Below are 16616 nucleotides of genomic sequence, written 5' to 3' on the forward strand. Positions count from 1 at the left end.
GCCCCGTCACACGATGAGCAGTACTTCCAACCCGTCGACGCACCACACGTCCACGATCGGCTCCATCGGAGCGCCGAGCCGGCGCAACACCGAGCTCGCGCTGCTGGTGTTCGCGGTCGTCATCCCGGTCTTCGCCTACGCCAACGTCGGCCTCGCGCTGAACGACGAGGTGCCGGCCGGCCTGCTGGCCTACGGCCTGGGCCTCGGCCTGCTGGCCGGCGTCGGCCATCTCGCCGTACGGAAGTTCGCCCCGTACGCGGACCCGCTGATGCTGCCGATCGCCACTCTGCTCAACGGCCTGGGCCTGGTCGCCATCTGGCGACTGGACCAGTCCAAGAAGCTTCAGGCGAGTCAGCAGTACGTCGAGGCCGCACCGCGCCAGCTGCTGTACTCGGCGATGGGCGTCGCCCTGCTCGTGGCCGTGCTGATCTTCCTGAAGGACCACCGCGTCCTGCAGCGCTACACGTACATCTCGATGGCCGGCGCGCTGGTGCTGCTGGTGCTGCCGCTCGTGCCCGGACTCGGCGCGAACGTCTACGGCGCCAAGATCTGGATCAAGATCCCCGGCCTCGGCACGCTGCAGCCCGGTGAGTTCGCGAAGATCGCCCTGGCGGTGTTCTTCGCCGGCTATCTCATGGTCAAGCGAGACGCCCTGGCCCTGGCCAGCCGCCGCTTCATGGGCCTGTACCTGCCGCGCGGCCGCGACCTCGGTCCGATCCTCGTGGTCTGGGTGATGTCGATCCTCATCCTGGTCTTCGAGACCGACCTCGGTACCTCGCTGCTGTTCTTCGGAATGTTCGTCATCATGCTGTACGTCGCCACCGAGCGGACCAGCTGGATCGTCTTCGGTCTGCTGATGTCCGCGGTCGGCGCGGTCGGCGTGGCGAGCTTCGAACCGCACATCCAGACCCGTGTGCAGGCCTGGCTCGACCCGATGCGCGAGTTCACGCTCAGCCGGGAGGGCGTCCAGGACGGCATTGTCCACTCCGAGCAGGCCATGCAGGCGCTGTGGGCCTTCGGCTCCGGCGGCACCCTCGGCACCGGGCTCGGCCAGGGCAACTCCGACCTCATCGGCTTCGCCGCCAACTCCGACTTCATCCTCGCCACCTTCGGCGAGGAGCTGGGCCTGGCCGGCGTCATGGCCATCCTGCTGCTCTACGGTCTGATCATCGAGCGCGGCATCCGCACCTCCCTCGCGGCCCGCGACCCGTTCGGCAAGCTGCTCGCGATCGGCCTGTCCGGCGCCTTCGCCCTCCAGGTCTTCGTGGTGGCCGGCGGTGTCATGGGCCTCATCCCGCTGACCGGTATGACGCTGCCCTTCGTGGCCTACGGCGGTTCGTCCGTGATCGCCAACTGGGCCCTGATCGGCATCCTGATGCGGATCAGCGACACCGCGCGCCGCCCGGCGCCCTCCCCCGCCCCCAACCCCGACGCCGAGATGACCCAGGTGGTCCGACCGTGAACAAGCCCCTGCGCCGTATCGCGATCTTCTGCGGACTCCTGATCCTGGCCCTGCTGGTCCGCAACAACTACCTGCAGTACGTCAAGGCCGACGACCTGGCCGACGACGACGACAACCGCCGCGTCAACATCGAGCGCTACTCGACCCCGCGCGGCAACATCATCGTCGAGGGCAAGGCCATCACCGGCAGCGTCGAGAGCAAGTCCGGGGACTACAAGTACAAGCGCACCTGGACGAACGGCCCGATGTGGGCGCCGGTCACCGGGTACTCCTCGCAGGCCTTCGGCGCCAACCAGCTGGAGAAGCTCGAGGACGGCATCCTCACCGGCAACGACGACCGGCTCTTCTTCCGCAACACCCTCGACATGCTCACGGGCAAGCCGAAGGAGGGCGGCAGCGTCGTCACCACCCTCAACGCCGCCGCGCAGAAGGCCGCGTACGAGGGGCTCGGCGACAAGAAGGGCGCCGTCGCCGCGATCGACCCGGCGACCGGCAAGATCCTGGCGCTGGTCTCCACGCCGTCGTACGACCCCTCGAAGTTCGCCGGGACGCAGGACTCCGACGCCAAGGCGTGGAACGCCGTGCAGAAGGCGAACAACCCCGACGACCCGATGCTGAACCGGGCGCTGCGCGAGACCTACCCGCCGGGCTCCACCTTCAAGGTGGTCACCGCGGCCGCGGCCCTGGAGAACGGCGAGGTCTCCGGGATCGACGACGCCACCAAGACGCCGGACCCGTACCAGCTGCCGGGGACCACCACCGATCTCACCAACGAGCACGGTGAGTGCAAGAACGCCTCACTGAAGTACGCGCTCATGGTGTCCTGCAACACCGTCTTCGCGAAGATGGCCGACAACGTCGGCAACGAGAAGATGATCGAGCAGGCGGAGAAGTTCGGCTACAACGACGACGAGCTGGACACCCCCGTCCGCGCCGCCGAGAGCATCTACCCCGAGGACAACGCCCCGCAGAACGCCATGGACGGCATCGGCCAGGCCTCCAACCGGGCCACCCCGCTGCAGATGGCCATGGTCGCCTCGGCCGTCGCCAACGACGGCAAGCTGATGAAGCCGTACATGGTCGACCAGCTCAAGGCCGCGAACCTCGACACGATCGCCACGACCGACCCGGAGGAGCTGTCCCAGGCGGTCTCCTCGGAAACCGCGCAGAAGCTCCAGGAAATGATGGAGACGGTCGTCAACGACCCGCAGGGCACGGGCGGCAACGCGAAGATCGACGGCGTGACGGTGGGCGGCAAGACCGGTACCGCCCAGCACGGCCTGAACAACAGCGAGAAGCCGTACGCCTGGTTCATCTCCTACGCCAAGCTGTCCGACGGAAGTTCTCCGGTGGCCGTGGCCGTCGTCGTCGAGGACGGCTCGGCCAACCGCGACGACATCAGTGGTGGCGGTCTCGCCGCTCCGATCGCAAGGGACGTGATGAAGGCAGTCGTCGACAGCAAGAAGTGACCCCGCTCACGTCGCCTTCACATCGGTGCACGTTGCGATACCGGTCCTGTATCGGCTGACGGGCTTGGCCAGGTCACACAAAGCGAGCCGGGTACGGTAGGCCCGGACGGCAGCCTCCGAACCGTACGAACGTGCGGGTCGGGACCGACGGAGAGGGCTGGTAGGTAGCTTATGGAAGAGCCGCGTCGCCTCGGCGGCCGGTACGAGCTGGGCCAGGTGCTCGGCCGTGGTGGCATGGCCGAGGTATACCTCGCGCACGACACCCGGCTCGGCCGCACCGTGGCGGTGAAGACGCTGCGCGCGGACCTCGCGCGCGACCCGTCCTTCCAGGCCCGCTTCCGCCGGGAGGCCCAGTCGGCCGCCTCGCTCAACCACCCCGCGATCGTGGCGGTCTACGACACGGGCGAGGACTACATCGACAACGTGTCGATCCCGTACATCGTCATGGAGTACGTCGACGGCTCCACCCTGCGTGAGCTTCTGCACAGCGGCCGCAAGCTGCTGCCGGAGCGCTCGATGGAGATGACCATCGGCATCCTCCAGGCGCTGGAGTACTCGCACCGCAACGGCATCGTCCACCGCGACATCAAGCCGGCGAACGTCATGCTGACGCGCAACGGCCAGGTCAAGGTCATGGACTTCGGCATCGCCCGCGCCATGGGCGACTCCGGCATGACGATGACCCAGACCTCCGCGGTCATCGGCACGGCCCAGTACCTCTCTCCGGAGCAGGCCAAGGGCGAGCAGGTCGACGCACGCTCCGACCTGTACTCGACCGGCTGTCTGCTGTACGAGCTGCTGACGGTACGGCCGCCCTTCGTGGGCGACTCCCCGGTGGCGGTGGCCTACCAGCACGTCCGCGAAGAGGCCCAGCCGCCGTCGGTCTTCGACCCCGAGATCACGCCCGAGATGGACGCCATCGTCCTCAAGGCACTGGTCAAGGACCCGAACTACCGCTACCAGTCGGCCGACGAGATGCGGGTCGACATCGAGGCCTGCCTCGACGGCCAGCCGGTCGCGGCCACCGCGGCGATGGGCTCGGTCGGCTACGGCGGCTACCCCGACGACCAGCCGACGACGGCCCTGCGCTCCACGGACGCCGGCGCCACGTCGATGCTGCCGCCGATGAACCCCGACGACGGCGGCTTCGGCTACGACGACCGCCCGGACCGCCGCCGCCAGAAGAAGAACAACACCTCCACGATCCTGCTGGTCGTGGCGGCGGTGCTGGTCCTCGTCGGCGCGATCCTGATCGGCCGGTGGATCTTCGACAACGAGGGTGTGGCCAACGACACCACGAAGGCACCGGCCCTGATCGGCGAGACGCTGGACGAGGCCGAGCGGCTGGCCAAGAACGCCGAAGTGCAGCTCGTCCCCACGGAGAAGCCCTGCGAGGACCAGCCCAAGGGCAAGATCTGCACCCAGGACCCGAGGCAGGGCACGTCGGTCAAGAAGGAGTCCACCATCAACGTGGTGGTCTCGACCGGGGCACCGAAGGTGGCCGTGCCGAGTGTCCTCGGCGACGACTTCGACGAGGCCAAGTCCACGCTGGAGGGCGACAAGTACCAGTTCGACGTCAAGAAGGTGGAGGAGGTGTCGTCGGAGCCGGAAGGCACCGTGACGGCACAGGACCCCGAACTCGGCGAGGAGGTCGAGAAGGGTTCCACGATCACCCTCACAGTCGCCAAGGCCGAGGAGAAGGCCACCGTCCCCGACGTCGTCGGCAAGACCTGTGACGAGGCCAAGGCCCAGATGACGGCCAGCGAGCTGGTCGGTGAGTGCACCGAGGTCGACACCCAGGACCCGAACCAGGTGGGCAAGGTCATCACGACCACCCCGGCGGCGGGCCAGGAGGCCGACCCGGGCTCCAAGGTCAACATCCAGGTCGGCAAGCAGGCGAACACCCAGGTTCAGGTCCCGCAGATCCAGGGCCAGAAGCTGAAGGACGCCAAGAAGATGGTGGAGGACGCCGGCCTGGTGGTCGGCAACGTCCAGGGCTCCCAGGACGACAACGCCACTGTCTTCAGCTCCGACCCGGCCCCGGGAAGCACGGTCCAGAAGGGTTCGGCCGTCAACATCATCGCGGTCGACAGCGGCCAGGGCGACGGCGGCAACGACAACGGCGGCATCTTCGGCGGCGTGAACGGCGTGGCCTACCGCACCGAGAACTGATCCACCGCCACAGCACGTAAGAGGGCCCCGGCTCCCCTGCAGAGGGGGGAGCCGGGGCCCTCTTACGTCTAGCGAAGTTCCTTCGGCGGGGTGCGGCGGCTGTCCACCTTCTCCACCCGCTCCAGCTCGCCCCACACGATGTAGCGGTAGCGGCTCGTGTAGACCGGGGTGCAGGTCGTCAGGGTGATGTAGTGGCCGGCCTTCCGCTTGCCGGATTCCTCGGGGACGGCGCCGAGGACCTTGACGTTGTACTTCGAGGTCTCCGGGAGCGCGGCGTAGACCTTGTAGACGTACCACTTGTCCTTCGTCTCGAAGACGATCGGGTCGCCCTTCTCCAGCTTGTCGATGTTGTGGAACTTCGCGCCGTGGCCGTCGCGATGGGCGGCCAGCGAGAAGTTGCCCTTCTTGCCGGAGGTGGGCAGGACCGCCTTGACCGGGTCGGTGTAGTAGCCGGCCACGCCGTCGTTGAGGATCTTCGACGCCGTGCCCTTCTCGACCAGGATCTCGCCCTTGCTCATGTCGGGGACGTGGAGGAAGCCGACGCCGTTCCCGGAGTCGTAGGCGACCGGGCCGTCCCCGTCCTGCTGCGCCCAGCCGTCGCGGACCTTGTCGCCCTGCCGGTCCGCCTTGCGGTCCGCTATGACGTTGGTCCACCACAGCGAGTAGACGACGAACAGGCCCAGCACCAGGCCCGACGTGATGAGGAGTTCACCGAAGACGCTGATCGCCGCGGCGATCCGGCCGGAGCCCCGGCGGCGCGGCGCGGCGGGGGGATCGACGAGCTCTTGCTGCTCGGTGGTGGCTGCCACTGTTCATCTGCCCTTACTGCACGAGCGCATCCGGCTTGCCCTTGCTGCGCGGCCGTTCCTCGACCATCTTGCCCCAGACGATCAACCGATACTTGCTGGTGAACTCCGGCGTACACGTGGTGAGCGTGATGTAGCGGCCGGGGCCGGTGAAACCCGAACCCGGCGGGACCGGCTCCAGCACGCTCACATTGCTCGGCGCCGTCGACGGCAGCATCGACGCCATCTTGTAGACGAAGTACTCGTCCTGGGTCTCCACCACGATCGGGTCGCCCGGCTCGAGCCGGTTGATGTACCGGAACGGTTCCCCGTGCGTGTTGCGGTGGCCCGCCAGACCGAAGTTGCCCGACTTGGCCTGCGGCATCGCCGTCTTCAGCGCGCCCTCGGCGTAGTGCCCGACCATCCCCCGGTCCAGCACCTTCTTGCTGCTGATCCCCTCGGCGATCGGGACGACCACGTCCAGCTTGGGGATGTGCAGGATCGCGAAGCCCTGGCCCGGTTCGAAGGTCCCCGGGTTGCGCTTGCCGCTCGCCCAGTCCTCCTGGAGGGAGTCCTTCGCCTTGTCGGCCTGCGCGTGCGCCCGGACGTTCGTCCACCACAGCTGGTAGCTGACGAACAGCAGCATCAGCACACCGGTCGTGATGAACACCTCGCCGATCGCCCGGCTGGCCACCACTCCCGCGCTGGGCTTGCGCGCCCGCGCCTGCCGGCGCGCCTCCACGCGGGAAAGCGGACGTCCGTCCCGCGGCGTCGGCTCCTGGGGTGCGCCGGGTGCGCCCCCGTGACGCCCGTGGCGCCGCTTGGCGGCCTTTCTGCGGGCCGCGCGGCCCCCGTCCGGGCTCCCGGAGGGGGAAGCGGCGGAACGGCCCTCAGACGCGGATATTCGCTGCGCCGGAGACGGATCCGGAACCCGCAGCGCCACCGTCTCCTCGTCGGCCGGCTGCGCCCAGGGCTCACCCGCCCCGGCGCTGCCGTACCACTCCCCGAGCGCACCGGAGTCCCCGTACGGCTGCTCCCCGTACGAGGCACCGGACTCGCGCTCGGGGCGCAGTTGGGTCACGCCGTGGCCCTGCCCACCACCGGGGCGAGCCCCGCCGACCTCGCCACGGCGCCCTGGTCACCGCACTCCACCAGCCAGTTCGCCAGCATCCGGTGGCCGTGCTCGGTGAGCACCGACTCCGGGTGGAACTGCACGCCCTCGACCGGGAGTTCACGGTGGCGCAGGCCCATGATGATGCCGTCGTGGGTGCGCGCGGTGACCTCCAGCGCGTCCGGCACGGTGGCCGGCTCGGCGGCCAGGGAGTGGTAGCGCGTCGCCGTGAAGGGGGAGGGCAGGCCCGCGAAGACGCCCTTGCCCTCGTGCTCGACGGGCGAGGTCTTGCCGTGCAGCAGCTCCGGCGCGCGGTCCACGACACCGCCGTACGCCACCTGCATCGACTGCATGCCCAGGCAGACGCCGAAGACGGGGACGCCGGTGGCGGCGCAGTGGCGGACCATCTCGACGCAGACGCCCGCCTCTTCGGGGGTGCCGGGGCCCGGGGACAGCAGGACGCCGTCGAAGCCGTCCTGGGCGTGGGCCGTGGAGACCTCGTCGTTGCGCAGGACCTCGCACTCGGCGCCCAGCTGATACAGGTACTGGACCAGGTTGAAGACGAAGCTGTCGTAGTTGTCGACGACGAGAATGCGCGCGCTCACTGGTTGTCCACCGTCACATCACCGAAGGGAAGAAGAGGCTCGGCCCACGGAAAGACGTACTGGAAAAGGAGGTAGACCACGGCGACGACCAGCATGAGGGAGAGCAGCGCCTTCACCCACGCGTTTCCCGGCAGATGCCGCCAGATCCAGCCGTACATGCCGTCCCTTCCGTTGCGCCACGGCACCGGTCTCACGCCGTACCGCCCACCAGACTAACGGCGCAGGGCCGCTGGTTTCCCGGCCTCCACGGGCTGTGTGGCGTCCAGGTGCGCCCAGACGATCAGCCGGTGACTGTGCCCCCACTCCGGATCGCATGTGGTCAGCGTCAGGTAGCGCCCCGCGCGCGTGTACCCCGATTTACGTGGCACAGGGTCGATCACCTCAATGTCCGACGGCACGGTTTTGTAGGGACCTTTGTCGATGCGATAGGTGAACCAGGTCGTCCCGTCCGTCAGCACCACCGCGTCCCCGGGCCGCAGCCTGGGGAAGTCCTTGAACGGGTCTCCGTACGTCCGCCGATGGCCCGCGACGGAGAAGTTGCCCTGCTGCCCGAGCCGCGCGGTGTGCGCGTAGTGGCCGAGCCCCTTCTTGAGGGTGCCGGTCGCCGTGCCCTCCAGCACCGGCTTGTTCCACGTGAAACCGAGCCGGGGGATGTACATGATGGCGAACGGCTTCCCGCTCCGGTACGCCACCGGCTCGGGCGGGCTGGTGGCCGCGGCGCCGGGAGCGCCGGGTGATCCGGTGGGTTTCACGCTCCCCCGCGCCCACTGCTCTTCCAGCTGGTCGATCTGGTCGTCCATCACATGGTCGGCCTTCACGCCCGTCCAGAAGAGCACATAGACCACGAACAGCACGATCACGGTGCCGACGGTGATGCACAGCTCGCTGACGGTCCTGACGACAACGCGCACCGGCAGCTCCCGGTCGGTCTCACTCCACGGGCTGGGCGTACTGCAGATCCACTGTGCCCGAGTAACCGGGCAGAGTCACCGTCCCGTCCTCGGTCACTTTCCAGCCGAGTCCGTACACGTTGACGTAGACCATGTAGTTCTGGATCGCCGGACTCTCCGCGAGCGCCTGCTGCAGCTTCTCGGGCTCCCCGACAGCCGTGATCTTGTACGGCGGTGAGTAGACGCGGCCCTGGAGGATCAGGGTGTTGCCCACACAGCGGACGGCGCTGGTGGAGATCAGCCGCTGGTCCATGACCTTGATGCCCTTGGCGCCGCCCTCCCAGAGCGCGTTCACCACGGCCTGGAGGTCCTGCTGGTGGATGACGAGGTAGTCGGGCTGCGGCTCGGGATAGCCCGGCAGCTTCGCGGTGGCGTCCGGCGGGGCGTCGTTGAGCGTGACGCTTATCGCCTCGCCCTTCAGTTTCTGGGTGCCCGCGCTCTTCTCCAGGCCGGCGAGCTTCTCGTCCTCGGCCTTGGTGCTGCCGTCGTCCCGCTCGGCGAGCGTCTCCACGTCCTGGCGCAGGGCCGCGTTGGACTCGTCCAGCTCCCCGTTCTTCAGGCTGCGCTCGTGGATGAGGTCCGACAGCTTCAGCAACGAGTCATCCGTACGGATATTGGTGCCCTTGGCCGTGTTGAAGCTGGTGAAGAAAATGAGGCCCGCGAGCGCGAAGACGGCAGCGGTGAGCACCCGCACGGGCCGGAAGCGGCGCTCGGGGCCAGGACTGGATCCCGGTGGGGGAAAGTCGGCAGAATTGCTCAACGTACCCTTATCTCCTTCGGCGCCACGGAAGCACTACGCTAACGGACGCCCGGGGGAGCACTAAGAGTCCCCAGTTACGCTGCCCCGAGCCAGCCCCAGTTCCCTGCGCGGCCACGCAGCGCATCGACAGGAGAGACCCTCGTGCCGAAGTCACGTATCCGCAAGAAGGCCGACTACACGCCGCCGCCGGCGAAGCAGGCGACCGCCATCAAGCTGAACAGCCGCGCCTGGGTCGCACCCGTGATGCTGGCCATGTTCGTGATCGGGCTGGCCTGGATCGTGGTGTTCTACGTGACCGACGGCTCGCTGCCCATCGACGCTCTGGGCAACTGGAACATCGTGGTCGGTTTCGGGTTCATCGCCGCCGGATTCGGTGTCTCCACGCAGTGGAAGTAGCGGCCACGGCCCGGTGAACACACCTCTGCCCAGGGCTATCCACTGAGTTATCCACAGCCGTTGTCCACACGGAGTGGAAAAGAAAGACGATCTGTGGATAACCCCCGGGCCGTTGACGCCGGTGTGACGGAAGTACCGGCAATCGAAAACGCGTTCGCCCCCTGCCTGACCTGCGGAAACACCGGTCAGTGACAGGGGGCACAGTTGTTCCCGCACAGTGTGCACAAGATCCGGCACATGCTGTGGACAACAGGGCCGCTCAGCTGTGGATACGCGAGGCTCAGGTGAGCTGGGCGGTCCGGAGCACGGTGAGGCCGACGACCACGGCCAGCACGACGGCGGCGATGCCGTACTGGACGAGGGCACGGCGCTCGCGCGGGGCGTGGACCATGCCGTACCCGACCAGGACGCCCGCGACGAGGCCGCCGATGTGGGCCTGCCAGGAGATGTTGAAGCCCGGGCTGAAGGTGAAGATCAGGTTGATCGCCAGCAGCGCGATGATCGGGCGCATGTCGTAGTTCATGCGCCGCATCAGGACGGCGGTGGCTCCGAACAGGCCGAAGATGGCACCGGAGGCACCGAGGGTGGCGGTGTTCGGTTCGGCCAGCAGATAGGCGAGGGCGCTGCCGGCCAAGCCCGATACGAAGTAGAGGACGAGGTAGCGGGCGCGTCCGAGGGCGGCTTCCAGCGGGCCGCCGAGCCACCACAGGCTGAGCATGTTGAACAGCAGGTGGATGACGCTGCCGTGCAGGAACATCGACGTCAGCAGCCGGTACGACTGGCCTTCGGCGACGCCCTCGACATCGCCGAGGTGGGGGACGAAGGCCCGTCCGATGAGGTCGAAACTGTCCGTGAAGCGGTCGCCCACGGCCATCTGGACCAGGTAGGCCGCGACGCAGACACCGATGAGGATCTTGGTGACCAGGTGCGGGTCGGCCGTCAGGTTGCCGCCCGCCATCGTGCGGGGACGGTTGGCGGCGGGCGGGTGCCCGGTGCCGGAGCCGGTGCGGACGCAGTCGGGGCACTGGAAGCCCACGGAGGCGCTGACCATGCACTCGGGGCAGATCGGGCGCTCGCAGCGAGTGCAGCGGACGCCGGTCTCGCGGTCCGGGTGCCGGTAGCAGCCGGGCAGGCCCTGGGCCTGGTGCGCACTGTCTGGCGCCTGGTCCATGAGATCCCCTAAGTCGTCGTCCGGCATGCGTCCGCCCCGCCCATGTTTACGGATGAGCGGGGCGTTTGGTTCCCTTCGGACAACGCCGTGGGCCGTCGGCCGGGCGGCTCGGCCGGTCTTGAGCGGCTCAGCGGGTCTCGACCACGACCGAGTCGATGACGACGTCGTTGACCGGGCGGGCGGTGCGCGGGTTGGTCTGGGTGACGGCGATGGCGTCCACGACCTTCTGGCTGGCCGGGTCGGTCACCTCGCCGAAGATCGTGTGCTTGCGGTTGAGGTGCGGGGTCGGGGCGACGGTGATGAAGAACTGCGAGCCATTGGTGCCCGGGCCGGCGTTGGCCATGGCCAGCAGATACGGCCGGTCGAAGCGCAGGTCCGGGTGGAACTCGTCCTCGAACTCGTAGCCGGGGCCACCGATGCCGGTGCCGAGGGGGTCGCCGCCCTGGATCATGAAGCCGCTCAGCACGCGGTGGAAGATCGTGCCGTCGTACAGGGGGTTGCTGGAGCGCTCACCGGTGGCGGGGTTCGTCCACTCCCGTTCCCCCGTGGCGAGCTCGACGAAGTTCCGGACCGTCTTCGGGGCGTGGTTCGGCAGGAGCCGGACCTCGATGTCGCCCTGGGTGGTCCTCAGGGTGGCGTAGAGCTGCTCGGCCACGGTGTGCCTTCCGTCGTCCTGCGGTGATTCCCCGATCCTCGCACGGTCCTCGCGGCCCGTCGGTGCCCTGACGTCCTCTTCCCGGCGCACTCCGGGGACTTTCGCCAGCGGAAATCCGGCCGAGTCGCGCCGGGCCGGGGGCGCGGACGGGCGATCCGTGGCATTGTCGTCGACAAGCTCCTGTTGTCCTTATTCGTCTCTGTGACCCGGATGCCCGCCCGCACATGCCCCCCTGTCCATTGACAGGCATGATCCCTAAAAGGGTGGAAAGTCGAAATACCGTAACGCCACCGAGGAGGAGGATCCCGTGACCCGCAAAGACAGCGTGCGCGCCGCAGCCGGCTCGGCGAAGGACAGCGTGCGGCACGCCGCGGACGTGGTGGCGCCCTACGCCGGCACGGCCAAGGACACGGCCGCGCACTACGCACACGAGGCACGTGTACGACTCGCGCCGAAGGTGTCCCAGGCCGCCGAACAGGCCCGCGTGCAGTACGACACCCATGTCGTGCCGCGCCTGGAACAGGCCCGTACCCATGTGCCGCCGAAGGTCGACCATGCCGCCCATGAGGCCGCCGCCCGCACCATGGTGGCTGCCCGGCAGGCGGCCGATTATTCGCGGCCACGGCTGGAGCATGCCGTGGCAGTGGCAGTGCCCGTGAGGGACGAGGCCGCCGCCCGTGGTGTGGCCGCGCTGGCCGCGCTGCGCGGTCAGGTCACGCCCGAGGAGATCCAGAAGCTGGTCCGCAAGCACGACCGGCGGGCGAGGGCGGGCCGGTTCGCGAAGACCCTGCTGGTGCTGGGCGCGGTGGCCGGCGGCGCGTTCGCCGCCTGGAAGTGGTGGGACAAGCAGGCCAACCCGGACTGGCTGGTCGAGCCGCCCGCCGCGACGGAGGTCCCGGAGTCGGGCCACCTCACCTCGGTGGACGGCAGCGCCCCCCTCGACCCCGAGGTCCAGGCGAAGCAGGCCGAGGAAGAAGCCGCGAACCGCGACGACCGCCAGTGACCTGAGCCCGCACCCCCAAGCGCCCCGTGGGGCGGGAGACCTGTCGGGGGTTTCCCGCCTCGCGGGGCTGTTCCTTTGGGACGAGGTCGTCGGGCCGGCCGACGGATTCCAGCGGCATGTCCTGCTGGGTGGCGTCCCGCGTGAACGATTTCCCCCGCCTGCGCATCGTCGCGTCGGCCCCACGGCACGCGCGGTACATCTCGCTGTTCCCCTCGGGGCGGGGCATTGGCTCCGTCCTCGCCCGCGAGGTCTACGCCCAGTGCGAGACAGCCCGCCGCGCAGGATCGGCCACTGGGCGGCCATGTCGTGGACCAGGTGGAGGTCGCGGCCGCGGGTCTTCCAGCGGTGCTTGAGCACCTGGGCGGCGACGCCGTCGGTGCTGAGGCAGGTGATCGGGCCCTGACCGCGCCCGCCCACGGAACACAAAGACCCCTCCGACCGCGCGTTTGCGCAGGTGGGAGGGGTCTCGGGCTGTGGAGCCTAGGGGAGTCGAACCCCTGACATCTGCCATGCAAAGACAGCGCTCTACCAACTGAGCTAAGGCCCCGGGAAAGGCGACGTCCGCCGGAAGAACCACTTCTCCGGTGGGCGCCGCGAACCAGAGTACCGGGTCACCCCCGGTATCCCGCAAAAAGATTGGGGGTCCCGATGGCCGACCACTCTCCGTAAGATGCTCGGCGTGGTTCGCGACAGCGAACCGCGGTTCATGGGGAAGCGATGGGGAGACGCAATGGACGCCGCACAGCAGGAAGCCACCGCAAGAGCGCGGGAACTGCAGCGGAACTGGTACGGGGAGCCGCTGGGGGCGCTCTTCCGTAAGCTTATAGACGATCTTGGTCTGAACCAGGCTCGTCTGGCGGGGGTACTGGGACTGTCCGCACCGATGCTGTCCCAGCTGATGAGCGGTCAGCGGGCGAAGATCGGCAATCCGGCCGTGGTGCAGCGGGTGCAGCTGCTCCAGGACCTGGCGGGGCAGGTCGCGGACGGCAGCGTGAGCGCGGCCGAGGCCACCGAGCGCATGGACGAGATCAAGAAGTCGCAGGGGGGCTCGGTGCTCAGCAACGCCACACAGTCGACGAACAGTTCGGGGGCGCCCACGGTCAAGCGGGTGGTCCGCGAGATCCAGTCGCTGCTGCGCTCGGTCGCCGCCGCCGGCGACATCATCGACGCCGCGGACACCCTCGCCCCGACCCACCCGGAGCTGGCGGAGTTCCTGCGCGTCTACGGCGCGGGCCGCACCTCCGACGCGGTCGCGCACTACCAGTCGCACCAGAGCTGACCCCTGGTCCCGGTCGCCGAAGGGGGTTCGGCAACCGGGCGGACGGCAAAGCGGCGCGAGGGGGAGTCGTTTCTCCCGTCGAGGGGGAAGCAAGGGGGGTAAGCGGAGGGGGAGGAGCGGCGCACAGCCATGGGTGAGGTCTTCGCCGGGCGGTACGAACTGGTCGACCCGATCGGTCGCGGAGGGGTGGGCGCCGTCTGGCGCGCCTGGGATCACCGCCGCCGCCGGTACGTGGCCGCCAAGGTGCTCCAGCAGAGCGACGCCCACTCGCTGCTGCGGTTCGTCCGCGAGCAGGCCCTGCGGATCGACCACCCCCATGTCCTCGCCCCCGCCAGCTGGGCCGCCGACGACGACAAGGTCCTGTTCACCATGGACCTGGTCGCCGGCGGTTCGCTGGTCCACCTGGTCGGCGACTACGGCCCGCTGCCCCCGCCCTTCGTGTGCACGCTGCTCGACCAACTCCTCGCGGGGCTCGCCGCGGTGCACGCGGAGCAGGTCGTGCACCGCGACATCAAGCCCGCCAATGTGCTGCTGGAGGCCACCGGCACCGGCCGCCCGCGGCTGCGGCTGTCGGACTTCGGCATCGCGATGCGGCTGGGCGAACCCCGGCTGACCGAGACCAACCTCGTGGTGGGAACGCCCGGTTACCTGGCGCCCGAGCAACTGCTGGGCGCGGAACCGGACTTCCCCGCGGACCTGTTCGCCGTAGGGCTGGTGGCGCTGTATCTGCTGGAGGGCGCCAAGCCGGACGCCAAGGCGCTCATCGAGTACTTCGCCGCGCACGGCACACCGGGGGCGCCAAAGGGGATTCCGGAGCCGCTGTGGCAGATCGTGGCGACGCTGCTCCAGCCGGACCCCCAGGCGCGGTTCCGCACCGCGACCGGCGCCCGAAAGGCCCTCGCCTCGGCCGTCGAACTGCTCCCGGAGCCGGGCCCCGACGACGAGCTGATCGAGATCTTCGACCAACTCGGGTCCCTGCCGGAGGGCTACGGGCCACAGGGCCCGCTGAAGAAGGCGCCCGGGGTGGAGCGCACCACGACGACGAAAGCCCTGCCCAGCATGTCGGACACGGGCAGCTTTCCGCCGGCGCCCCCGCGACCGCCGGCCGAGCCCCGGCCACCAGCTCAAGCACAGCCGCAGTCCCACCCCCAGGCCCACCCCGAGCACCGCCAACAGCCTCAGGAACAGCCCGGCTCCTCCCCGTACGGACCCGCCCATGTCCTGTCCTCCCCCCGTTCGTACACCCCGGCCCCGCAGTACCCCGCGCAGCCCCCGACCCCGGTTCCGCACCGGCCGCCCGAGACTGCCTCTACTGCTTCGTACACCGCTCGGGTCCCGGAGGTTCCCACTCCCGTAGGCCCGCGCACGGCCCGCCGCCGCGCAGCCCGCCGCACGGGACCGCCCGCGAAGGTCGCGATCCCGCTGCTGCTGTTCGCCGTGGCCTGTTACATCGCGGGGTTCTGGGCGCTGGCTCGTATCTGAGGGGCACGTCGAGAGGGCTTCTGCAGGGCCCCGACAGGGCCTCGACAGCTCACAGCCACCAGCCCCGGCGAACGCCCCGACAGCTCACAGCCACCGCCCCTAGAGCGACGAAACCTTCCGCCGCCCCACAGCCGCCCACACCCCGAGCACGGCCAGGATCACGGTCCCCCCGCCGATCCCGCTCACCGCGACGATGGTCATGACCGTGTCGTCCTCCCCGCCCCCGCCGCCCCCGGAGGGCACCGCGTCCGACTCCCCCGGACCGGCCACCGGCGCGAACACGCCCTGCGGCTCGAACCGCCCGTCGTACGCCGGACCGGACTGCTCCGGGCCCTCGACCCGGACCCGCAGCGTCAACGCGAACGGGCCGTCCCCGAACCGCTCGGCCACCTGCGCGGACAGATGCGCCACCAGGTAGTAGGAGCCCCCGAAGCGCATCCCCGCGACCCGGTCGGTGCCGCCGTAGCGGTTGCCGTACGCCACCGGCGGCAGCGGATCCAGCGACACGGCCCGCCGGCTGCCGGTGTAGTTGAGGCTCGCGTCGTCGAGCGGGGCGCGCACCGGGTTGTGCAGCGACAGCTCCAGCGCGCCCACCACCACCCGGGAGCCCGCCGCGGAACCCGCCAGCTCCGCGGTGGCGTACACCTGCTCGCCCCAGCCGACCGGCACCTTGTAGAAGACGGTCCGGCCGGGCGGGAGGTCGGAGCTCCAGACGCCCTGTCCGATGGGAACGGCCGAGGAGAACCCCGCGCCACCGGGCCGCCGTACGGCCTCGTCCGGCAGCGGCCGGGGAGCGGCGGAGTCCCAGGCCTCGGGGGCCGTGGTGGCCGCCGCCTCCGCGAGGGGAGGCTCGGAGAAGGTGGCGAGTTCCAGGTCCCAGGCGACATCCTCCGGAGCCGTCGTACCGACCCGCTCGACGACCACGTAGTACGTGCCCGCCGCCGCGCACCGCGAACGGGACGCGGACGGCTCGCGCAGGCCCACGGCGGTGATCGGCCGCGCGCTGCTGCCGCCGCCGAAGTTCTCCGTCTCCGCGCCGCAGGAGCGCCCGTCGGCGTCCTGGACGGACACCCGGATCCCGTCGGAGGCGGAGACGACGGCGTCCGCCGGAGGGACCGCGGTGGCGGAGACGTAAGCACTGGAGGTGGCGTCGAGTTCGAGGCGGTAGTAGACCTGTTCGCTCACCGGGAGCGAACTGCGGTATGTCCGCCCGGACTCCAGACGGGTGGCGTCCGCGGTTCCGGCCACGCCAGGGACGGTCGTGGCGTCCGGCGAGAAGCCATACGGCGTCGGCGTCCCCGCCGCAACCGCGGACG

The 16616-nt window shown here is 69.5% G+C and carries 16 protein-coding genes and 1 tRNA gene; 7 read left to right on the forward strand and 10 right to left on the reverse strand.

Features of this window, described 5'->3' with window-relative positions; genetic code table 11:
- Positions 1-13 precede the first annotated feature (13 nt).
- The 3 genes from AC068Z_RS11060 (at position 14) to pknB (ending at position 5103) form a co-directional block, all read left to right on the forward strand.
- Positions 14-1462: an FtsW/RodA/SpoVE family cell cycle protein gene (locus AC068Z_RS11060; protein WP_478554336.1), complete on the forward strand. Its 1449-nt coding sequence runs from the start codon at positions 14-16 to the stop codon at positions 1460-1462.
- Positions 1459-2931, forward strand: coding sequence for a peptidoglycan D,D-transpeptidase FtsI family protein (locus AC068Z_RS11065; protein WP_478554337.1), 1473 nt, complete (start codon positions 1459-1461; stop codon positions 2929-2931). Before AC068Z_RS11060 ends, AC068Z_RS11065 begins: the two co-directional genes overlap by 4 nt.
- A gap of 171 nt (positions 2932-3102) precedes the next feature.
- Positions 3103-5103 carry a Stk1 family PASTA domain-containing Ser/Thr kinase gene (gene pknB / locus AC068Z_RS11070; protein ID WP_478554338.1) on the forward strand — a complete coding sequence of 667 codons (2001 nt, stop codon included), beginning with the start codon at positions 3103-3105 and terminating at the stop codon, positions 5101-5103.
- 68 nt (positions 5104-5171) lie between these two features.
- On the opposite strand, the gene AC068Z_RS11075 is transcribed toward pknB, so the two are convergent.
- The 6 genes from AC068Z_RS11075 to AC068Z_RS11100 are packed head-to-tail and all read right to left on the reverse strand — an operon-like array spanning position 5172 to position 9314.
- Positions 5172-5912, reverse strand: coding sequence for a class E sortase (locus tag AC068Z_RS11075; protein ID WP_478554339.1), 741 nt, complete (start codon positions 5910-5912; stop codon positions 5172-5174).
- 13 nt (positions 5913-5925) lie between these two features.
- Positions 5926-6969 (reverse strand): class E sortase, encoded by a 1044-nt coding sequence (locus AC068Z_RS11080; RefSeq protein WP_478554340.1) that lies wholly within the window; start codon positions 6967-6969, stop codon positions 5926-5928.
- Entirely contained in the window at positions 6966-7604 is a 639-nt protein-coding gene (locus AC068Z_RS11085; protein WP_451718270.1) for an aminodeoxychorismate/anthranilate synthase component II, read from the reverse strand. The genes AC068Z_RS11080 and AC068Z_RS11085 overlap by 4 nt, the downstream gene beginning before the upstream one ends.
- Positions 7601-7762, reverse strand: a complete 162-nt coding sequence (locus AC068Z_RS11090) for a hypothetical protein (protein ID WP_478554341.1) — start codon at positions 7760-7762, stop codon at positions 7601-7603. Before AC068Z_RS11090 ends, AC068Z_RS11085 begins: the two co-directional genes overlap by 4 nt.
- Before the next feature lie 54 nt (positions 7763-7816).
- Entirely contained in the window at positions 7817-8515 is a 699-nt protein-coding gene (locus AC068Z_RS11095; protein WP_478554342.1) for a class E sortase, read from the reverse strand.
- Positions 8516-8534: 19 nt separating this feature from the next.
- A complete protein-coding gene (locus AC068Z_RS11100; RefSeq protein WP_478554343.1) occupies positions 8535-9314 on the reverse strand; it encodes a DUF881 domain-containing protein in 780 nt (259 codons plus the stop codon).
- Positions 9315-9455: 141 nt separating this feature from the next.
- Here AC068Z_RS11100 and crgA point away from each other — a divergent pair, with 141 nt between their 5' ends.
- A complete protein-coding gene (gene crgA, locus AC068Z_RS11105) occupies positions 9456-9710 on the forward strand; it encodes a cell division protein CrgA (protein ID WP_362246877.1) in 255 nt (84 codons plus the stop codon).
- Positions 9711-9990: 280 nt separating this feature from the next.
- Here crgA and AC068Z_RS11110 read toward each other — a convergent pair whose 3' ends face one another.
- Both AC068Z_RS11110 and AC068Z_RS11115 read right to left on the reverse strand, forming a co-directional pair.
- On the reverse strand, positions 9991-10881 hold the full coding sequence (locus tag AC068Z_RS11110) for a rhomboid family intramembrane serine protease (RefSeq protein ID WP_478554344.1): 891 nt from the start codon (positions 10879-10881) through the stop codon (positions 9991-9993).
- Positions 10882-11008: 127 nt separating this feature from the next.
- Complete coding sequence (locus AC068Z_RS11115) at positions 11009-11536, reverse strand: peptidylprolyl isomerase (protein WP_478554345.1); 528 nt, start codon at positions 11534-11536, stop codon at positions 11009-11011.
- Positions 11537-11843: 307 nt separating this feature from the next.
- Between AC068Z_RS11115 and AC068Z_RS11120 the strand changes: the two genes are divergently transcribed.
- On the forward strand, positions 11844-12539 hold the full coding sequence (locus AC068Z_RS11120; RefSeq protein WP_478554346.1) for a DUF5324 family protein: 696 nt from the start codon (positions 11844-11846) through the stop codon (positions 12537-12539).
- Between the two features lie 474 nt (positions 12540-13013).
- Here the strand turns inward: AC068Z_RS11120 and AC068Z_RS11125 are convergent.
- Positions 13014-13086: transfer RNA gene (locus AC068Z_RS11125), tRNA-Ala, on the reverse strand.
- Between the two features lie 183 nt (positions 13087-13269).
- Here AC068Z_RS11125 and AC068Z_RS11130 point away from each other — a divergent pair.
- Together AC068Z_RS11130 and AC068Z_RS11135 are read left to right on the forward strand one after the other, a co-directional pair.
- Positions 13270-13818 (forward strand): helix-turn-helix domain-containing protein, encoded by a 549-nt coding sequence (locus AC068Z_RS11130; protein ID WP_451718250.1) that lies wholly within the window; start codon positions 13270-13272, stop codon positions 13816-13818.
- Between the two features lie 129 nt (positions 13819-13947).
- A complete protein-coding gene (locus tag AC068Z_RS11135) occupies positions 13948-15300 on the forward strand; it encodes a serine/threonine-protein kinase (RefSeq protein ID WP_478554347.1) in 1353 nt (450 codons plus the stop codon).
- Positions 15301-15399: 99 nt separating this feature from the next.
- Here AC068Z_RS11135 and AC068Z_RS11140 read toward each other — a convergent pair whose 3' ends face one another.
- Positions 15400-16548, reverse strand: a complete 1149-nt coding sequence (locus AC068Z_RS11140; RefSeq protein WP_478554348.1) for a hypothetical protein — start codon at positions 16546-16548, stop codon at positions 15400-15402.
- Between the last annotated feature and the right edge of the window lie 68 nt (positions 16549-16616).

The sequence above is a fragment of the Streptomyces sp. NPDC043726 genome, from assembly GCF_056436565.1.